Annotated in this window: 16 protein-coding genes; 8 read left to right on the top strand and 8 right to left on the bottom strand. The window is 71.1% G+C overall.

Annotation, left to right across the window (positions count from 1 at the left end; translation table 11 throughout):
• Positions 1–102 precede the first annotated feature (102 nt).
• The 3 genes from ASG59_RS16420 to ASG59_RS16410 all read left to right on the top strand — a co-directional run bounded on the left by ASG59_RS16420 (position 103) and on the right by ASG59_RS16410 (position 3,200).
• Entirely contained in the window at positions 103–1,491 is a 1,389-nt protein-coding gene (locus ASG59_RS16420; RefSeq protein WP_056410146.1) for an aminotransferase, read from the top strand.
• Positions 1,492–1,777: 286 nt separating this feature from the next.
• Positions 1,778–1,990, top strand: a complete 213-nt coding sequence (locus tag ASG59_RS16415) for a hypothetical protein (RefSeq protein ID WP_055882760.1) — start codon at positions 1,778–1,780, stop codon at positions 1,988–1,990.
• Between the two features lie 268 nt (positions 1,991–2,258).
• Positions 2,259–3,200, top strand: coding sequence for a metallophosphoesterase (locus ASG59_RS16410; protein ID WP_056410144.1), 942 nt, complete (start codon positions 2,259–2,261; stop codon positions 3,198–3,200).
• A 55-nt stretch (positions 3,201–3,255) separates the two neighbouring features.
• Here the strand turns inward: ASG59_RS16410 and ASG59_RS16405 are convergent, their stop codons facing one another.
• From ASG59_RS16405 to ASG59_RS16385, 5 genes are all read right to left on the bottom strand, one after another.
• A complete protein-coding gene (locus ASG59_RS16405) occupies positions 3,256–5,679 on the bottom strand; it encodes a penicillin-binding protein 1A (protein WP_055882756.1) in 2,424 nt (807 codons plus the stop codon).
• A gap of 177 nt (positions 5,680–5,856) precedes the next feature.
• Positions 5,857–7,101: an N-acetylmuramoyl-L-alanine amidase gene (locus ASG59_RS16400; protein WP_056281196.1), complete on the bottom strand. Its 1,245-nt coding sequence runs from the start codon at positions 7,099–7,101 to the stop codon at positions 5,857–5,859.
• Positions 7,102–7,202: 101 nt separating this feature from the next.
• Positions 7,203–8,600, bottom strand: coding sequence for an amino acid permease (locus tag ASG59_RS16395; protein WP_056281198.1), 1,398 nt, complete (start codon positions 8,598–8,600; stop codon positions 7,203–7,205).
• 143 nt (positions 8,601–8,743) lie between these two features.
• Entirely contained in the window at positions 8,744–9,334 is a 591-nt protein-coding gene (locus tag ASG59_RS16390) for a GNAT family protein (protein WP_056410143.1), read from the bottom strand.
• Between the two features lie 308 nt (positions 9,335–9,642).
• Positions 9,643–10,878 (bottom strand): glycerophosphodiester phosphodiesterase family protein, encoded by a 1,236-nt coding sequence (locus ASG59_RS16385; RefSeq protein WP_056410141.1) that lies wholly within the window; start codon positions 10,876–10,878, stop codon positions 9,643–9,645.
• Between the two features lie 283 nt (positions 10,879–11,161).
• Between ASG59_RS16385 and rpsO the strand changes: the two genes are divergently transcribed.
• The 3 genes from rpsO (at position 11,162) to ASG59_RS16370 (ending at position 14,700) form a co-directional block, all read left to right on the top strand.
• A complete protein-coding gene (gene rpsO / locus ASG59_RS16380) occupies positions 11,162–11,431 on the top strand; it encodes a 30S ribosomal protein S15 (RefSeq protein WP_055882745.1) in 270 nt (89 codons plus the stop codon).
• 215 nt (positions 11,432–11,646) lie between these two features.
• Entirely contained in the window at positions 11,647–13,854 is a 2,208-nt protein-coding gene (pnp, locus tag ASG59_RS16375) for a polyribonucleotide nucleotidyltransferase (protein ID WP_056410138.1), read from the top strand.
• 201 nt (positions 13,855–14,055) lie between these two features.
• On the top strand, positions 14,056–14,700 hold the full coding sequence (locus tag ASG59_RS16370) for a glutathione S-transferase family protein (protein ID WP_056410475.1): 645 nt from the start codon (positions 14,056–14,058) through the stop codon (positions 14,698–14,700).
• Between the two features lie 33 nt (positions 14,701–14,733).
• On the opposite strand, the gene mutL is transcribed toward ASG59_RS16370, so the two are convergent.
• Positions 14,734–16,680 carry a DNA mismatch repair endonuclease MutL gene (gene mutL / locus ASG59_RS16365; RefSeq protein ID WP_056410136.1) on the bottom strand — a complete coding sequence of 649 codons (1,947 nt, stop codon included), beginning with the start codon at positions 16,678–16,680 and terminating at the stop codon, positions 14,734–14,736.
• 66 nt (positions 16,681–16,746) lie between these two features.
• Here mutL and ASG59_RS20730 point away from each other — a divergent pair, with 66 nt between their 5' ends.
• Together ASG59_RS20730 and ASG59_RS16360 are read left to right on the top strand one after the other, a co-directional pair.
• On the top strand, positions 16,747–16,890 hold the full coding sequence (locus ASG59_RS20730; RefSeq protein WP_156399281.1) for a hypothetical protein: 144 nt from the start codon (positions 16,747–16,749) through the stop codon (positions 16,888–16,890).
• Between the two features lie 36 nt (positions 16,891–16,926).
• Positions 16,927–17,217: a helix-turn-helix transcriptional regulator gene (locus tag ASG59_RS16360; RefSeq protein ID WP_056281207.1), complete on the top strand. Its 291-nt coding sequence runs from the start codon at positions 16,927–16,929 to the stop codon at positions 17,215–17,217.
• 44 nt (positions 17,218–17,261) lie between these two features.
• On the opposite strand, the gene ASG59_RS16355 is transcribed toward ASG59_RS16360, so the two are convergent.
• Positions 17,262–18,080, bottom strand: a complete 819-nt coding sequence (locus tag ASG59_RS16355) for a hypothetical protein (protein ID WP_056410130.1) — start codon at positions 18,078–18,080, stop codon at positions 17,262–17,264.
• Positions 18,077–18,526: an ABA4-like family protein gene (locus ASG59_RS16350; protein WP_055882730.1), complete on the bottom strand. Its 450-nt coding sequence runs from the start codon at positions 18,524–18,526 to the stop codon at positions 18,077–18,079. The genes ASG59_RS16355 and ASG59_RS16350 overlap by 4 nt, the downstream gene beginning before the upstream one ends.
• Positions 18,527–18,561: the final 35 nt, after the last annotated feature.

Genomic DNA, 18,561 nt, shown 5'->3' with positions numbered 1-18,561 from the left:
TCGCTGCGCTGAACGGACGTGTTGGTGCCGGGACGGCGGGTCGTTACTGTGGCGGGACGACGGGGCCGAGCCGGCCCGCATCCTCCAGGCATGGGCGACCCAATGCTCTCGAACCTCGCGGCCCGCGACGTCGAAACCCTGATCCATCCCTACACCAACCTCGCGACCTTCCGCGAGACCGGACCGTTGGTGCTGGAACGCGGACACGGCGTCTGGGTCTACGACAGCGACGGCCGGCCCTATCTCGAAGGCATGGCGGGCCTGTGGTGCACGGCGCTGGGCTATTCGAACGAGGAACTGGTGGAGGCCGCCACCGAACAGATGTCGCGCCTGCCCTTCACGCACCTGTTCTCGGGCCGCAGCCACGACCCGGCGATCGAGCTCGCCGAGACCCTCAAGGAGCTGATGCCGATCCCGACCTCGAAGGTGTTCTTCACCTCCTCGGGTTCGGAGGCCAACGACACCCAGGTCAAGCTGACCTGGTACATGAACAACGCGCTCGGCCGGCCGAGAAAGAAGAAGATCATCGCCCGCCAGCGCGGCTACCACGGCGTCACCGTCGCCACCGCCTCGATGACCGGCCTGCCGGCCAATCACGCCGACTGGGACCTGCCCCTGCCCGGCTTCCTCCACACCGCCTGCCCGCACCACTACCGGTTCGCCGAAGCGGGCGAGACGGAAGGTGCGTTCTCGCAGCGCCTGGCCGACGAACTCGAGGCGCTGATCCTGGCGGAGGACCCGGTGACGGTGGCCGCCTTCATCGCCGAGCCGGTGATGGGGGCGGGCGGCGCCATCGCCCCGCCCGCCGGCTACTTCGCGGCGATCCAGGCGGTGCTCGCCCGCTACGACGTCCGCTTCATCGCCGACGAGGTCATCTGCGGCTTCGGGCGGCTCGGCACCTGGTTCGGGTCCGAGGCCCTGGGGATGCGCCCCGATACCCTGTCCTTCGCCAAGGCGGTGACCTCCGGCTACATGCCGCTGGGCGGCATCAGCATCGACGAGCCCCTCTACAGGCTGATGGTCTCGCAGAGCGCCAAGCTCGGCACCTTCGGTCACGGCACCACCTACTCCGGGCATCCGGTCGCCTGTGCGGTCGCCCTCAAGACCATCGCGATCCTCAAGCGCGACCGCATCGTCGAGGGCGTGGCGCAGAAGGCGCCCCAGTTCCAGGCGCGGCTGTCGGCGCTCGCCGACCACCCCATCGTCGGCGAGGCCCGCGGCATCGGCCTGATCGGCGGGGTCGAGATCGTGGCCGACAAGCGCTCCAAGCGGCAGTACGAGCCCAAGGCCGGCGTCGCGGCCCGCTGCGTCGCCTTCGCCCAGGCCGAAGGCCTGATCGTGCGCTTCCTCGCCGGCGACCGGGTCGCGGTGTGCCCGCCCCTGGTGATCTCCCGCGAGGAGATCGACACCCTGTTCGACCGGCTCACCCGTGCCCTCGACCGCACTGAGGCGTGGATCGCCACCGAGGGCCTGCAGGCGGCCCCACTCTGAGGTCGCGCCCCGCCACGATGTCGCCGCGATCGTCCGTGTCGCGCAAGTATAGTGTGCAATGCATCATCGGCCTTCCGCAATGCAGCGGCGTGCCTCTACGCACTCGTCACCGGCTGTAGTCTCGGGCGAAGCGTATCACCTTAATCTTTCGTTCATCTTCCAAGGCGGCTAATGAACGTCTGGGTTGCCGGTCGGTGAGCGGCGACCCATCGCACGATCCACGATCGCCGGAACGGATGCGAGGTTCCGACGGCGGTCCGGCCAGGCCACACAGGACACGTCTTCCATGTACCCCTCAGCCCAGACCCCGAGCGACACCGCCCAGGGCAAGCGCCGCTCGACCGCCTCGAACCTCGGCCGCGACGGTTTCCGGCCGGTGGCGCTGCCGGCCCTCGCCGCCGCCGTCCAGGCCTCGGCCGCGGTCAAGCCGGCGGTGCGCAAGGACGGCTGCGCGGTCATCGCCGCCCGCCTCCTGCACGAGGACGCGCCGCTGGTCTGACGCGCGGACGCTCCCTCCCCGCGCGAGCCCTCCCCCCGCGCGAGCCCTCCCCCGCGCGAGGCCTCGCCGGGCGATGGGTGAATGCGCGGGTTTCGCGACGCCGCGATTGTCGGTTCGTCAAGGTTTGGCTCGCTAGCGTCGCTGGCGGTCCATCGGATCGACCTGCCGCGAATCAGCCGCGATGGCAGGCGATGTCCTGCGTGAGCGGTCGAATGGATCGGCGGTCGGATCGTCGGCTGCACCACATCTGACACGGGGTTGAGGGCCGATGCTGATCCTGCCGAGCCGGCGGCAGTTCCTGGGTGGCCTCGGCGGCGCGGTGGCGCTCGGGGGCGCCACGGGTGCCTACGCCTTCGGGATCGAGCCGCGTTTCCGGCTCGTCGTCACCCCCTATGCGCCGGTGCTGCCGAACTGGACGCCCGGCCTGAACCTGCGCGTGGCGGTGCTGGCCGATTTCCATATCGGCGAGCCCTACATGCCCCTCGACCGGGTCGCCGAGATCGTCGAGACCACCAACGCCCTCAAGCCCGACCTCGTGCTGATGCTCGGCGACTATCCGGCCGGGCCCGGCGTCGCCTGGCGCGACGTGCCGCTGCCGGAGTTCGCACGGGTGGTCGAGGGCCTGAAGGCGCCGCTCGGAACCTACAGCATCCTGGGCAACCACGACTGGTGGGAAGACCCGGTGGCCCAGGCCAACCGCCGCGGTCCCGTCGCCGCCCGCCGGGCGCTGGAGGCACGCGGCATCCCGGTCCTGGAGAACGACGCCATCCGCCTCGTGAAGGACGGCCGCACGTTCTGGGTCGCGGGGCTCGCCGACCAGCAGCCGTTCCACATGGTCCACGACTGGCGCAACCCCAGCGACATTCCCGGCACGCTGGCCCAGGTCACCGATGCCGCGCCGATCCTCCTGATGATCCACGAACCGGACGCCTTTCCCAAGGTCCCGGCCCGCGTCGCGCTCACCATGGCCGGCCATACCCACGGCGGCCAGATCCGGCTGTTCGGGCGCTCGCCGGTGATCCCCTCGCGCTACGGCCAGCGCTACGGCTACGGCCACATCGTCGAACAGAACCGTCACCTCGTGGTGTCGGGCGGCCTCGGCGTCAGCCGCGTGCCGGTGCGCATCGGCGTGCCGCCGGAGATCGTCCTCATCGACCTCGGCGCGCCGGACCGGACCGCCACCCGGCCCCTCCCCGACATCCCGGGCTGACCGGGGCGCCGGTCAACGACCGACCCCCCCTTCGGCCCGGAGATTCGGCTCGGCGTCAGTACAGGCCGCCGGCCTGTGCGGCCCGGTCCGCGTCGGCGGGGACCGCGGTGGGTGCGGACGAGGGCGCGGCGATGTAGGCGTCGGGCGGGGCGGTGCCCGGCTTGAACGCCTCCAGGATGGTGCCGGCCCCTTCGCCCGAACCCGAGCGCATGCCGCTGGACGCGCTGACCCGGATCAACTTGATGCCGGGCGGCACCCGGAACGGGGTCGGCGGCTTGTCCTTGAGGGCGTTCTTGAGGAAGTCGAGGACGACGGGAGCGGCGAGACCGCCGCCGGTGGCGCGGTCGCCCAGCGACTTCGGCTTGTCGAAGCCGATGTAGACGCCCACCGCGAGGTCGGGCGAGAACCCGACGAACCAGGCGTCCTTGGCGTCGTTGGTGGTGCCGGTCTTGCCGGCCAGCGGCTTGCCGATCTGCTTGAGCAGCGTGGCGGTGCCGCGCTGGACGACGCCCTCCATGATCGAGACCATCTGGTAGGCGGTCAGCGGATCGAGCACCTGCTCGGAATCGTCCACCAGCTTGGGCTCGTCCTGGCCGTTCCACTTGTCGGCGTCGCAGCCCAGGCACTTGCGGGCGTCGTGCTTGTAGATGGTCTCACCGACCCGGTCCTGGATGCGGTCGATCAGGGTCGGGCGGATGCGACGGCCGCCGTTGGCCAGCATCGAATAGGCGGTGACCATGCGCATGACGGTGGTCTCGCCCGCCCCCAGCGACATCGGCAGCACGGGGAGCATGTCGTCGTAGACGCCGAAGCGGCGGGCGTATTCGGCGATGAGCGGCATGCCGACGTCCTTGGCCAGACGCACGGTCATCAGGTTCTTCGAATGCTCGATGCCGTAGCGCAGGGTGTGGGGGCCGCTGGCCTTGCCGTCGTAGTTCGAGGGCGACCAGGCCTCCTGGCCGGGACCGGCCTCGATGGTGATGGGCGAATCCTGCACGATCGAGGACGGGGTGTAGCCGTTGTCCAGCGCCGCCGAGTAGACCAGCGGCTTGAACGAGGAGCCCGGCTGGCGCTGGGCCTGGGTCGCGCGGTTGAACTGGCTTTCGTCGTAGGAGAAGCCGCCGACCATGGCGTGGACGCGGCCGGTGTAGGGGTCCATCGCCACGATGGCGCCGGAGACCTCCGGGCGCTGGCGCAGGCGGTAGGCGCCGCGCCCGCCGTCCATCGCCTCGACGTAGACGACGTCGCCCGCGCTGAGCACGGCCGAGGGCGAGCGGCCGGTCCAGCGGGTGCCGTCGGCGGCGATGGTGCCGGTCTCGCGGTCCTTGGAGACGGCGCCGGAGGCCTCGCGGCGCGGCTGCAGGCCGATCTGGGCGACACCGCCCGAGGTGCTCAGGACCACGGCCAGGCGCCAGGGGGCGACGTCGCCCAGCGCCGGCACCTCGGCCACCGCCGTGCCCCAGTCGCGCCCGACGAGGTCGACCTTGGCCTGCGCCCCGCGCCAGCCCTGGCGCTGGTCATAGGTGATGAGCCCGTCGAGGAGCGCGCGGCGCGCCCAGGCCTGCATCTTCGGATCGAGGGTGGCGCGCACCGAGAGGCCGCCCTCGTAGAGCTTCTTCTCGCCGTAGCGCTCGGTGATCTCGCGGCGGACCTCTTCCGTGAAGTAGTTGGCGTTGGCGGCATTGGCGAAGGCGACGCGCGGGTTGACGCCGAGCGTGGTCTTGCGGGCGGCCTCGCCCTCCTCCTTGGTGATGTAGCCGTTCTGGGCCATCAGCCCGATGATCTCGTTGCGCCGGCTCAGGGCCTCCTGGGTGCGGCGGTAGGGGTGGTAGTTGTTGGGGCCCTTGGGCAGGGCGGCGAGATAGGCCGCCTCGTTGATCGTCAGCTCGTGGACCGACTTGCCGAAGTAGTCGAGCGCGGCCGCCGCGACGCCGTGCAGATTGCGGCCGGGCACGATCGTGCCGAGGAAGATCTCGTTGAGGTAGAGCTCGAGGATCTTGTCCTTCGAATAGGTCGCCTCGATCCGCAGCGCGATCAGCGCCTCCTTGATCTTGCGGTCGAAGGTCTGCTCGTTGGTCAGGAGGAAGTTCTTGGCCACCTGCTGGGTGATGGTCGAGGCGCCCTGCTTCTTGCCGCTCTTGGCATTGGTCAGCACCGCGCGCACCACGCCCTCGGGGTCGATGCCGCCGTGCTTGTAGAAGTTCTTGTCCTCCGCCGAGAGGAAGGCCGCGACAACGATCTTGGGCATCGCCTGGATCGGCAGGTAGAGCCGGCGCTCGTTGGCGTATTCGGCCAGCAGCGACCCGTCGGCGGCATGGACGCGGCTCATCACCGGCGGCTCGTACTTGGCGAGCGCGGCGTGGTCGGGCAGGTCCTGGCTGTAGGTCCAGTAGAAATAGGCGCCCGCGGCGGCGAACAGCACGAACAGCATCGCGCCGGCACTGAACAGGAAGCCGAAGAAACGAAGGACGAAGCGCATCCGGGTCCTGTCCGTCAAAGCACTGTGGCCGCAGGCCCGGCTTCGCCGGAGCAGGAGCCTTGCCGCCTTACGCCCGGGTGCGCCGCGCGACGGCTCGCGGGATCCCCGACGGGGCCTGTCCGAGCCGTCCACGACCGGCGAACCGGGTTGGCGTGGAGCCCCGCTTGCACACCCTTTCTATGGTGAAACTGGGGCGACCGAGGCCGAGCGCCGGGTGCTGTCGGGTCGCGTCAGGGTTGTGCGGTTGCCGAAGAAGGCGTCGATGGCCTTGGCCATGCCCCCGGTGACCTCGACGCGCCAGGTGTCCGACTGCAGCAGGTCGAGGTCGCGCTTGCTCGACAGGTAGCCGAGTTCCACCAGCACCGAAGGCACGTCCGGCGAGCGCAGCACCACGAAGCCCGCCTCGCGGTGGGGTTTCGGGCTCATCTCCATCACCGGGCCGAGGTGCGCCATCAGCCCCTTTGCGAATCCGGACGAGAAGCCGCGGGTCTCGCGCAGGGTGAGCTCCTGCAGGATGTCGGCGACCTGGGCCGGGGCGGCGTTCGATTCGGTGCCGGCGGCGGCATCGGCCTTGTTCTCGCGGTCCGCGAGCTTGGCCGATTCGGTGTCGGTGGCGCGCTCCGAGCCGGTGTAGATCGTGGCGCCGCGCACCTGCGGCGCCGACGAGATCGAATCGGCGTGGATCGAGACGAACAGGTCGGCGTTCGCCTCGCGGGCGAGGCGGACCCGCTCGGAGAGCGGCACGAACACGTCGCGGTCGCGGGTCATCCGCACCCGGTAGCGGCCGGAGGCCTCGAGCCGGCCGACCAGGGCCTGGGCGAAGCCGAACACGATGTCCTTCTCGAACACGCCGGTGCTGGCGATGGCGCCCGGATCGGTGCCGCCGTGGCCGGCGTCGACCATGATCAGCGGGCGCAGGTCGGTCTTCTCGGGGAGGGCTGCGGCCTTGCGGCCGGCCGGGGCCGGGTCGCTCGCCACGGCGGCGCGGCGGAAGGCGTCGCGGTCGGCGCGCTGCACCTCGATGGAGAGCAGCACCGCCCCGTCCCTGGCGCGGGTGGTGGTCTCGATGCGACCGACGGTGGCGGGCTGGGTGAGATCGACCACGATGCGCGAGCGTCCCGGCGCGAACAGGCCGTAGCGGAACGAGGACACCAGCCCCTCGCGCCTGCGCCCGGCCTCCGGGCCGAGCTGGAAGTTCACCTCCGCCAGGTCGATCACCACTCGGTCGGGGCGCTCCATCACGAAGGCGCGCGCCTCCACCGCCTTCGACAGGGTGAGGGTGAGCCTGGTGGTGCCGTTGGCGCCGGCGTTGAGGTCGGCGCCGATGGCGACCGCCGGCGCCGCGCCGGTCTCGGCCGAGGCCGGCCAGGATGCGCACAGGGAGAGCGCCAGGGCGAGGACGAGGCGAGCGCGTGCGGTCATCGGTCCAGCGATCTGGTTCTTGTGCAGCGTGAGTTAAGCGATACCGACGGAATGGTTAACCGGTCCTCAACGCACCTGCGCGGGTTGCGTGCCCCCTGTGGCTAGCGGGTGACGCCGCCGTCCGCGCGCGCTGCGGCCGCCCGGCGATGGAGCGCGTGGACGACGAGGCCGAGACCGAGCCAGGCGGAAAGGCGGGCCCAGGTCTCCCAGGGTAGGCCCGCCATCAGGACGAGGCAGGCGAGGATGCCGAGCACCGGCGTCGCCGTGCCGCCCGGCGCCCGGAACGGCCGCGGATGTCCGGCCCGCCGCAGCATCAGGACCGCGATGCACACGACGATGAAGGCCAGCAGCGTTCCGATGCTCACGAGTTCGCCGAGCAGGTCGATGGGGGTGAACCCGGCCACGCACGCCGTCGACACCCCGACGACGGCCTGTCCGAGGGCGGGGGTGCGCCGGCGCGGGTGGACCCGCGCGAACAGGGGCGGCAGCGCACCGTCCCGGGCCATGGCGTAGAGGATGCGCGATTGCCCGAACAGGGCGGTGAGGGCCGAGGTCGTCAGCCCGAGGATCGCGCCGACCTTGATGACGAGGGAGAGGCCGGCGATCCCGATGGCGTCGGTGGCCTTGGCCATGGGGTCGGCGACGTCGAGGGCGGCGTAGGGCACGAGGCCGGTGAGCACCGCCGCCACCGCGACGTAGAGGAGCGTGCTGATGGCCACGGCACCCAGGAGCCCGATCGGCGCGTCCCGCTGCGGGTTCCGGGTCTCGGCGGCGGCGGTCGAGACCGTCTCGAAGCCGACGAAGGCGAAGAACACGACACCGGCCCCCCGCAGGACCCCGCTCCATCCGAACTCACCGAAGCCGCCGCTGCTTTCGGGGATGTAGGGCGACCACAGGGTGGGATTCACATGCCACGCTCCGATGGCGACGAAGGCGAGGATGATGGCGACCTTCACCACCACCATCGCGGCGTTGACCCGGCTCGACCCGCGGCTGCCGCCCATCAGCAGCACCGTCAGGGCGAGCACCACCAGGACGGCGGGCAGGTTCACGACGCCGTCCGCCCCTTCCGCGCCGGCGAGTGCCGGCGGCAGGGCGAGCCCGGCATCGCGCAGGAGGCTCTGGACGTAGCCCGACCAGCCCACCGCGACGGTCGCCGCCGCCATGGCGAACTCGAGCAGGAGGTCCCACCCGACGATCCAGGCGGCGAAGGGGCCCAGCGTCGCCTTCGCGTAGGAATAGGTGGAGCCCGAGGCGGGGATGGCGGCGGCGAGCTCGGCGTAGCACAGGGCGACGAGGCCGCAGGCGATGCCACCGAGCACGAACGACAGGGTGAGCGCCGGCCCGGCATGGCGCGCCGCCGCCGTGCCGGTGAGCACGAAGATGCCGGCGCCGATGGTGGCCCCGACCCCGAGGCAGACGAGGTGGAACGCGGTGAGGGTGCGGGGCAGCGGCGCTCCGCCGTCGGTCGGCTCGGTCGAAAGCGAGGGGCCGGTCATGATGGGGCTGCCATGGGGTCCGACCCCTTTCGGGGCTTGGGCTTCCGGGGCTTGGGCTTCCGGGGCTTGGGCTCGCGGGGCTCGGATGCCGGCATCGGCGGATCGCTCGTCGCGAGACTCAGGGGCCCCTCCTGCGCGACACGTTACCGTGGCTTCTCGAGCTGCCACGTCAGATGCGAACGCACCATGGGCCATTCGGGCGCCGTGACGCTGTAGACGCAGGTGTCGCGAAGGGTGCCGTCCGGCATGCGCTGGTGGTGGCGCAGGACGCCGTCGAGCTTGGCGCCGATCCGCTCGATGGCGCGGCGGCTCGCCAGGTTCATGACGTGCGTCCGGAACTCGACGGCGAGGCACCCCAGGCCGTCGAACGTGTGCGCCAGCAGCAGGAGCTTGGCCTCGGTGTTGAGCAGGGTGCGCTGAACGCGGGCGGCGTACCACGTCGAGCCGATTTCCGCGCGCGGCCCCGCGGCGTCGATGTTCATGAAGGTCGTCATGCCGACCGGTCGGCCGCCGGGGCCGTCCAGGACGGTGAAGGGGAGCATGGAACCCGCTGCCCGAAGGCCGAGTCGACGGTCGATCTCGGCCGCCATCGCCTCGGGCGAGGGGATGGCGGTGTACCACAACCGCCAGAGCTCGCCGTCGCGCACGGCCTCCGCGAGGGCTTGGCCATGGTCGGGCGACAAGGGGACGAGTTCGACATGCCGCCCGGACAGGGTGACGGGCTCGAATGGCATCGGCACACCTTCAAAGGCCGTTTGGATGTCGGCGGACCGGCACTCGCCTGTCGTGACGCCCTGGGCAGGTGACACCTCACATCGGACCTCGGCGACCGTCAAGCCGATCACATTCGGTCGCGGAGCCGAGGCCGGTACGGAGGCCGGCACCGGCCGGGCGGTGGCGGGATTCCGGAGCTGGCACGTTCCGGGCCAGCGGCGCGCCCTCGGCAGGTTCGCGTTGGCGAGCCAACGCTTCACCCCGCTCAGGTCATTGGTGTGTCGCAGGTCGTCGACGCGAAAACGGTGGCCGCTTTTGCGAAACCTGCTCAGTCGGCCCCGACGCAGTTGGCGTAGAAGGTGGTGGTGGCCGGCCAGTCCGAGAACACCCCGCGCACGCCGACCTGCCCATGGAGCACGTCGAGCAGGGTGAGCATGTCGCCGTCGCGGTCGATCGCGGGCCGGACCGACCGGTAGTAGGAGCCGCCGCCGGCCGCGAGCGGCCCGGACCGCTCCAGCGACCAGGCGATCAGGTCGAGCCCGGCGCGTTTCGCCTCGCGGGCGTAGGCCGAGGGGACGATCGCCCCTTCCGGCGAGAGCGTCACCAGCATCCACAGGGGCGGCGCCAGGGTCCGCACCCCCTTGGCGACGAGATCGGCCATGCTCGGGCTCCACGTTTCGGGCCTGGCGGGATCGAAGCCTGGGTCGGTCTCGTCGCGGTTGTCGAGGAGGAAGGCCTGGCGGCCGAAGGCGGGATCGGCCTCGAGCCAGAACAGCACGTCGCGCAGCCGGAAGCTCTGGGGGAACACGTCCGTGGCCGGGATCCCCGCCTGCCTGTACTCGTCGACCATCTGCCGGGCGTAGTCGTCCTCGGTGTAGGTTCCCGCGAACGGCATCGGCACCTCGGGCGCCTTCAGTTCGGGCGTGAACCGGCGGCCGAGCGATTTGACGAGGGCGATGTACTCCTTGTGCGTCATCAGGGTGGTGCCGGCGGCATGGAGATCCGTGCGCCAGCGCGGGGTCGCGTTCATGTAGCCGGCCAGCGTGGTGGCGTCGGGGTCGGCCGCGTCCATCTTCGGTTTCAGGGACTTGAATTCGGCCAGCGTCAGGTCGCTGGTGCAGCAGGTGGCCGAGGCCTTGGCGCCGGTGGCCGGATCGGCGGGGGTGAAGGCCTTCGTGCATCGGGCCGCCAGGTCCGGCCGGGCCAGGATGTCGGTGGTGGTGTGAAGGTCGCACTGGGCGTGCCGGCACACGAGCTGCCGGTCCCTCGTGAAGGTGACGTCGCACTCGATGATCCCCGCCCCCATCCGGGCCGCCGCCAGCACGCCCTCTCGGGTGTGCTCGGGGAACTGGAGCGGGGCGCCCCGGTGCGAGATCGAGAAGCTTTTGGCGGTGTAGGCCCGGTCCGTGCCGCAGGCGGCGAGCCTGTCCTTGAGGGGGCCGGGCTTCATGGTGTCGACGAGGTGGAACGGGCGCGGCCCGATCTGGGCCGCTCGGGAGCCTTGAGCCGCCGCCGGCAGCAGCAATGCCAGGAGGAGGACCGTCGCCGTCGCGAACGCACGCATCGTTGATCCCTCTTCGCCGGCATCGGCGGCTAGCGCGACGGGATGACGGGAGCATGAAGGCACGTCCGCTCCCCGGGGGGCGCGTCCCGCGCCCGGGGGTGGCGTCCCGCGTGGTTTCGTGTATGACCGGCGTAGCCTCGACCCGGCAACGGGCACGGGGCCGAACCCGCTTGTGGCGCGACCCTGCTGGACGACATCCCGGCAGCGGCCCGACCCGAGCGTCGCATGGCCTCCCGTTCGCGTGGCCGCGCAACCCGACCCAACCCAACCGAAGGGGATAGCGATGTCGATCACGGCAGAGCGCAAGACCGCGCTCATCAAGGAATACGCGCAGGGCGGCAAGGACACCGGTTCGCCGGAGGTCCAGGTGGCGATCCTCACCGAGCGGATCACCAACCTCACCGGCCACTTCAAGACCCACGGCAAGGACAACCACTCCCGTCGCGGCCTCCTGAAGATGGTCTCGCAGCGCCGCTCGCTGCTCGACTACGTCAAGGGCAAGGACGAGGCCCGCTACCGCAGCCTCATCGAGCGTCTCGGCATCCGCCGCTAAGGCGGTCTCCACGCGGTCCCGAGCCTGGCTCCGGGCCGCGTTTTCGTAACCGCGCTGCCGGAATGGGTCCGGCCGCGCGACCCTCGGGCGACTTGGAGGCGCAACCGCCGGGGACAGGATCGCGAGGGGCTTTTCGCGCTTTCGAAAAGCCCCTCGCCATCTTGCCCCTGGCCGCGCCGGGTCCGCCCGACCGCATGATGGCAAGGAAAAACGATATGTTCGACGTTCAACGTGAAGAGCTGATCTGGGGCGACCGCAAGCTCGTCCTCGAGACCGGCAAGGTCGCCCGCCAGGCCGACGCCGCCGTGATGGCGACCTACGGCGACACCTCCGTGCTCGCCACGGTCGTCTCCGCCAAGGAGCCCAAGGCCGGCATCGACTTCCTGCCGCTCACCGTGAACTACCAGGAGCGCGCCTACGCCGCCGGCCGCATCCCCGGCGGCTACTTCAAGCGCGAAGGCCGTCCCTCCGAGAAGGAGACCCTGGTTTCCCGCCTCATCGACCGGCCGATCCGCCCTCTCTTCGTCGAGGGCTGGCGCAACGACACCCAGGTCGTCATCACCGTCCTGACCCACGACCTCGAGAACGATCCCGACGTCCTGGCGATGGTCGCGGCCTCGGCCGCCCTCACCCTCTCGGGCGTGCCCTTCACCGGCCCGATCGGCGCGGCGCGCGTCGGCTACATCGGCGGTCAGTACAAGCTCAACCCGCCCGTTCCCGAGATGGAGACCTCCTCCCTCGACCTCGTCGTCGCCGGCACCCAGGACGCCGTCCTGATGGTCGAGTCCGAGGCCAAGGAACTCGACGAGGACGTGATGCTCGGCGCCGTGATGTTCGGCCACAAGCATTTCCAGCCGGTCATCGACGCCATCATCCGGCTCGCCGAGAAGGCCGCCAAGGAGCCGCGCAACTTCACCGCCCCGGAGAACGAGGAGGTCGAGAAGGCCGTCCTGTCGATCTGCGAGACGGAACTCCGCGCCGCCTACAAGAACACCGTCAAGCAGGAGCGCTACGCCGCCGTCGACGCCGTCAAGGCGACGGTGATGGCCGCCCTCTGCCCCGCCGAGGGCGAGGCCAAGTACGCGCCCGAGAAGGTCAAGGCCGCCTTCAAGGAGGCCCAGTCGAAGGTGGTGCGCTGGAACGTGCTCGACACCGGCAGCCGCATCGACGGCCGCGACGTCCGCACCGTGCGCCCGATCGTGTCCGAGGCCGGCGTGCTGCCGCGCGCCCACGGCTCGGCCCTGTTCACCCGCGGCGAGACCCAGGCGCTGGTGGTGGCCACGCTCGGCACCGGCGAGGACGAGCAGTTCATCGACGCGCTGGAAGGCACCTACAAGGAGACCTTCCTGCTGCACTACAACTTCCCTCCCTACTCGGTGGGCGAGACCGGCCGCATGGGTTCGCCGGGCCGTCGCGAGATCGGCCACGGCAAGCTCGCCTGGCGTGCCGTGCATCCCGTGCTGCCGCCGGCCCACGAGTTCCCGTACACGATCCGCGTCGTGTCCGAGATCACCGAGTCCAACGGCTCCTCGTCGATGGCCTCCGTCTGCGGCGCCTCGCTGGCGCTGATGGATGCAGGCGTGCCCCTGCGCCGGCCCGTCGCCGGCATCGCCATGGGCCTCATCCTCGAGGGTGAGCGCTACGCCGTGCTCTCCGACATCCTCGGCGACGAGGATCACCTGGGCGACATGGACTTCAAGGTGGCCGGCACCGAGAGCGGCATCACCTCGCTGCAGATGGACATCAAGATCGCCGGCATCACCGAGGAGATCATGCGGATCGCCCTGCACCAGGCGCAGGAAGGCCGCGTCCACATCCTCGGCGAGATGGCCAAGGCGCTCACCGACGCCCGTCCCGAGCTCGGCGAATACGCGCCCCGCATCGAGACCATGCAGATCCCCACCGACAAGATCCGGGAAGTGATCGGCACCGGCGGCAAGGTGATCCGCGAGATCGTCGAGAAGACCGGCGCCAAGATCAACATCGACGACACCGGCACGGTGAAGATCGCCTCCAGCGACGGCAAGGCCATCAAGGCCGCCTACAACTGGATCCGCTCGATCGTGGCGGAGGCCGAAGTCGGCATGATCTACGACGGCACCGTCGTGAAGTGCATGGAGTTCGGCGCCTTCGTGAACTTCTTCGGCGCCAAGGACGGCCTCGTCCACATCTCGGAGCTCGCCGCCCAGCGGGTCGCCAAGGTGACGGACGTGGTCAAGGACGGCCAGAAGGTGAAGGTGAAGTTCCTCGGCGCCGACGACCGCGGCAAGATCCGCCTGTCCATGAAGGTCGTCGACCAGGAGACCGGCGAGGACCTCACCGAGAAGCTCAAGGCCGAGCGCAACGCGGACCAGGACCGGGTGCGCGGTGGCGACCAGGAGCCCCGCCGGGAGCGCGGCGAACGCCGCAACGCCAGCGAGTAAACCCTCGCCCTTGCTGTGCTCGAACAAGCGCGGTCCTTCGGGGCCGCGCTTTTTTCATGGGCGGGGTTGCCCCGCCGCGCGATCGCCATCGCCCGGCCTGGCCGCAACGGCCGGCCCGGCGTGTCCCCGTCCCTCCTGCCACGCCCCGATCCGTGGCATCATGGCCGCCCCTCGCGACGACAGCCGATGGAGCGGATCCCCATGACGCACGACCTCGTCCTCTATACCCACCCGATGTCGCGCGGGCGGATCGCGCGCTGGATGCTGGAGGAGGTCGGCCGGCCCTACCGCACCGAACTCCTCGGCTACGGCGACGCGATGAAGGCGGCCGACTACAGGGCGGTCAACCCGATGGGGAAGGTGCCGGCGATCCGGCACGGCGACACCGTGGTCACCGAAACGGCGGCGATCTGCGCCTATCTCGCCGATGCGTTTCCCGAGGCCGGCCTCGCCCCGCCGTCCGGCAGCTTCGACCGCGGCCCCTATTACCGCTGGCTGTTCTTCGCCGCCGGGCCGGTGGAAGCGGCGGTCCTGAACACCGCGCTCGGCGTCGCGGTGCCGCCCGAGCGCAAGGGCATGGTCGGCTACGGCAGCATGGCCGAGGTACTCGACACCCTGGAGGGCGCGATCGCCGGGCGCCGATATCTCGTGGGCGACGCCTTCAGCGCGGCCGACCTCTACGTGGGCGCGCATCTCTCCTGGGGCATGGGCTTCGGGCTGCTGGAACGGCGCCCGGCCTTCGAGGCCTATGTCGCGCATCTCGACGCCCGGCCGGCGGCCCGGCGCGCGGCGGCCATCGACGATGCCCTGATCGAGGCCGCAGGCGGAGCCAAGCCTCCAGCCTGACGACTCCGATCCAGCCTATCACGACGCATATCGTTACCGCCGGCCGAACAGCCGTTCGATGTCGGCGAGCTTGAGCTCGACGAAGGTCGGGCGGCCGTGGTTGCACGAGCCCGAGAGTGGGGTCGCCTCCATCTCGCGCAGGATGGCGTTCATCTCCTCAGGGCGCAGGCGGCGCCCGGCCCGGACCGAGCCGTGGCAGCTCATGCGCGAGAGGATCGCGTCGAGGCGCCGCCCGAGCGGCCCGCCCTCGTCGCCGTCGGGGCTGCCCTCCTCCAGGCCGGATTCCGACAGCCCGTCGAGGATATCGATGACGAGATCGCGGATCGCGGCCCCGGCCAGGACCGCGGGGATCTCGCGCACCAGCACCGCGCCCGGGCCGAACGCCTCGATGGCGAGGCCGAGCCGGTCGAGGTCGGGTGCCGCCTCGAGCAGTCGCGCGGCGTCGCCGGGCGCCAACTCCACCACGTCGGGGATCAGGAGCCCCTGCCGGGCGATGCCGCCGGCCGCGCGCTGGCGCTTCAGGCGCTCGTAGACCAGGCGCTCGTGCGCCGCGTGCTGGTCGACGATGACGAGCCCGTCGCCGGTCTGGGCGAGAATGTAGGTCTCGTGGATCTGCGCCCGTGCCGCCCCGAGGGGATGCCCGTCGGTCTCGGGCGCCTCGTCCGGCCGCAGGTCGGCGGCGGGCGGCGCCTCCTCGCCGCGGAACAGCGACTGGGCCGTCTCGCCGAAACCGTCGTGACGCGGCGGTTGGCCGTATCCCGCGGGGGCGCCGAAGGAGGGCATCCCCGGCGGCAGCGGGACGCTGCGACGGCCATGCGGGCCGGCCCCGGAATGGACGCTCATGGGCGCGCGCGCCATCGGGCGAAAGGTCTCGTGGGTGCGCAGGGTTTCGAGGGTATGCATGGCCGCGGTGGTGGCCGAGCGGGCCCCGGCCTGGCGCAGGGTCTCGTGGATGGCGCTGACGATCAGCGCGCGCACGAGGCCCGGCTCGCGGAAGCGCACCTCGGTCTTGGCCGGATGCACGTTGACGTCGACGAGGCCCGGCTCGCAGGCGATGGCGAGGGCCAGCACCGGATGGCGGTCGGCGCTCATGGTGTCGGCATAGGCGCCGCGTACGGCGCCGAGCAGCAGCCGGTCGCGCACCGGCCGGCCGTTGACGGTGAAGTGGATGTGGCTCGCCGCCCCCCGGTGGTAGGTCGGCAGGCCGATGTGGCCGGTGAGCGAAAAGCCCTCGCGGGCCATCGCCAGGGGGACCGCGTTGGCCCCGAAATCGGCGCCGAGCACCGCGACCAGCCGGCGCAGGGTCGCGGCCGGGCCGGGCTCGGCCTCGGCGGGAAAGACCAGCGGGCTCGCGCTCTCGGTGCGCAGGGTGAAGCGGATCGCCGGCTGCGCCACCGCCAGCCGCCGCAGGATGTCGCCAATGGCGGTGGTCTCGGCCCGGTCGGACTTGAGGAACTTCAGCCGGGCCGGGGTGGCGCTGAACAGGTCGCTCACCTCGACGCGGGTGCCGCGGGCGGCGGAGGCCGGTCTCACCTCGCCCTTCACGCCGGCCTCGACCACGAGGCTCGCCCCGGTCTCGGCCGTGTCCGTGCGCGTGGTGATGGACAGGCGCGCCACCGCGCCGATGGACGGCAGCGCCTCGCCGCGAAAGCCGAGCGAGGCGATCCGCCCGAGGTCACCGTCGGGCAGCTTGGAGGTGGCGTGGCGCTCCACCGCCAGGGCGAGGTCGTCCGCGCTCATGCCGGCGCCGTCGTCGACCACCCGGATCAGCCGGCGCCCGCCCGCCTCGATCGTCACCTCGATGGCGCGCGCGCCCGCATCGATGGCGTTCTCGACGAGTTCCTTGACCGCCGAGGCCGGCCGCTCGACCACCTCGCCGGCGGCGATGCGGTCGACGAGGATCGGATCGAGGCGACGGACGGGGGCGAGATCGGAGCGGGGCACGGGCCGAGCATAGGGGAGGCGACGGCGTGTTGCCATCGGATCGATCCCGTAGGGGCGAGGAAGCCGATGGACGGGTCGATATCATTTTTGATATAATGCGGCATGTGGAGCGTCGAGACCCTGAATGCGGCGGTCGACGCCGAGATCGAGGATCTGCCCGCGGATCTGAGGGCGCGGCTCGTGCGGATCGCCATGCTGATCGAGGCCGTCGGTTTCGAGGGCCTGCCTCACGACCCCGCAGCATGAACTCGATACGGCCCGCAAGAGGGCGAGTGAGGTTCCATGACCAAGATGACAGACCTTCACGCGAAATGGATGACGGACGAGGACTATCGCAAGGCCTACGTCGACCTCGAAGAGGAGTTTGCCCTGGCCCGCGCCTTGATCGCCGCACGATCGAGGGCGGGGCTGACGCAGGAGGAACTGGCGCAGCGGATGGAGACCTCCCAGAGCGCCATCGCGCGCCTCGAAACCGGACGCTCGAAACCGTCGGCGCGGACACTCGAACGTTTCGCCAGGGCGACGGGGACCAGCCTGCGCATCAGTTTCGAACCCGTCGGACAAGGGTCCTGACGCCCTTTCGTGAGGCCGAGGGCCCCCTCATCGAAACCGCGCTATCATCCGAACGGGACGGCGATCCCGGCTCTCGCCTGCAGGATGGCCGCCAGCGTCAGCCCCGCCCAGGCCAGCGCCGCCACGGCCACCAGCGCCGACCGCCACGGCAGGCGGGCGCGGAGTGCCAGGGCCGCCAGGATCGGAAGAGCCTGCTCGGCGTGCATCCCGAGGAAATGCCCGACCCGGAGGTCGCCGCCGCCGAGGTTCCAGCCGAGCAGGGGCAGGCGCGCGCCGGCCGCGCCGACGGACGTCCCCTGGTTCAGGCTGATCAGGATGCCGCCGGCCCCGCCCAGGATCACGGTGAGGGCGAGGCCCAGCACCACGGCGAGGCGAAGGCTCGCGTCGAGCCCCGCCACCGGCCGGCGGGCGATCGCGACGGCGAGCGGGATCTTGGTCGCCAGGAGCGTCAGGGCGCCCGCACCCATCAGGGCGTAGAGCAGGCCGTGCACGGGATCGCCGGTGTTGAAATGCGAGGCCTGCCCGAGCCCCGCCTGCAGGGTGATGTAGGCGAGCTCCATCCCGCCGGCCCCGATCAGCAGGGCGGTGGCGATCCGCAGGGGCCGCGACCGGCGCCGGTCGGGCCGCACGTAGCCGGTGAACCAGGCCGAGGTCAGTGCGAACAGGCCGATCGAGGCGAAGAACTTGGCGGGCTTGAGCCAGACCGAAGCACCGCCGAACTGGCGCCCGTCGACGAGCGGCAGGCACAGGGCGATGGCGCCGGCCATCAGGCAGGCGAGGCCGAAGGCGGTGAGTTCCGGCGCTCGCGCGCGCAACGCCGGGATCGGCGACCGCAGGGAGGACGGGGCGGTGAGCGCGGTCACGGGCGGGCCTCCGCACCGAGCGTCCCCGTGCCGGCGCGGATGACGAGGGCCAGCAGCAGCCCGAGGGGACCGACGAGGAAGGTGAGGACGAGGCAGGGCAGGATCAGGAGCGGCGACAGCCCCGCCGCCAGCCCGCTGCGGGCGATCCAGGTGCCGACGACGAGATCGAAGGCGAGGTAGTGGATCCAGCCCGCGGTGAGGGCGTGGTCGTTCGCGAACAGGGCGCGCACGTCTTGAATCGACGAGAACCCGCCGCCGGCCCCGCCGGCCAGCCCGGCGGCGAGGGCCCCGCCATAGGCGATCCCGAACAGCCCCGGCAGGACGAGGCCGGTGACGAGGAAGGTCCAGGGCCGCCACCGGGGCGCGAACAGCGACAGGCCGAGCGCGATCCAGGCGGCCAGGGCGACCGCGTTGGCGAGGGAGAACAGGGCGGGCGCCGCGATCATGGCTTGATCCGATCAATCTTTACGTCGTACAGATC

The sequence above is a fragment of the Methylobacterium sp. Leaf466 genome, from assembly GCF_001425565.1.
Taxonomy (GTDB): domain Bacteria; phylum Pseudomonadota; class Alphaproteobacteria; order Rhizobiales; family Beijerinckiaceae; genus Methylobacterium.
The sequence above is the reverse complement of the archived record's forward strand: the minus strand, read 5'-3'. Positions and strand labels throughout refer to the sequence as shown.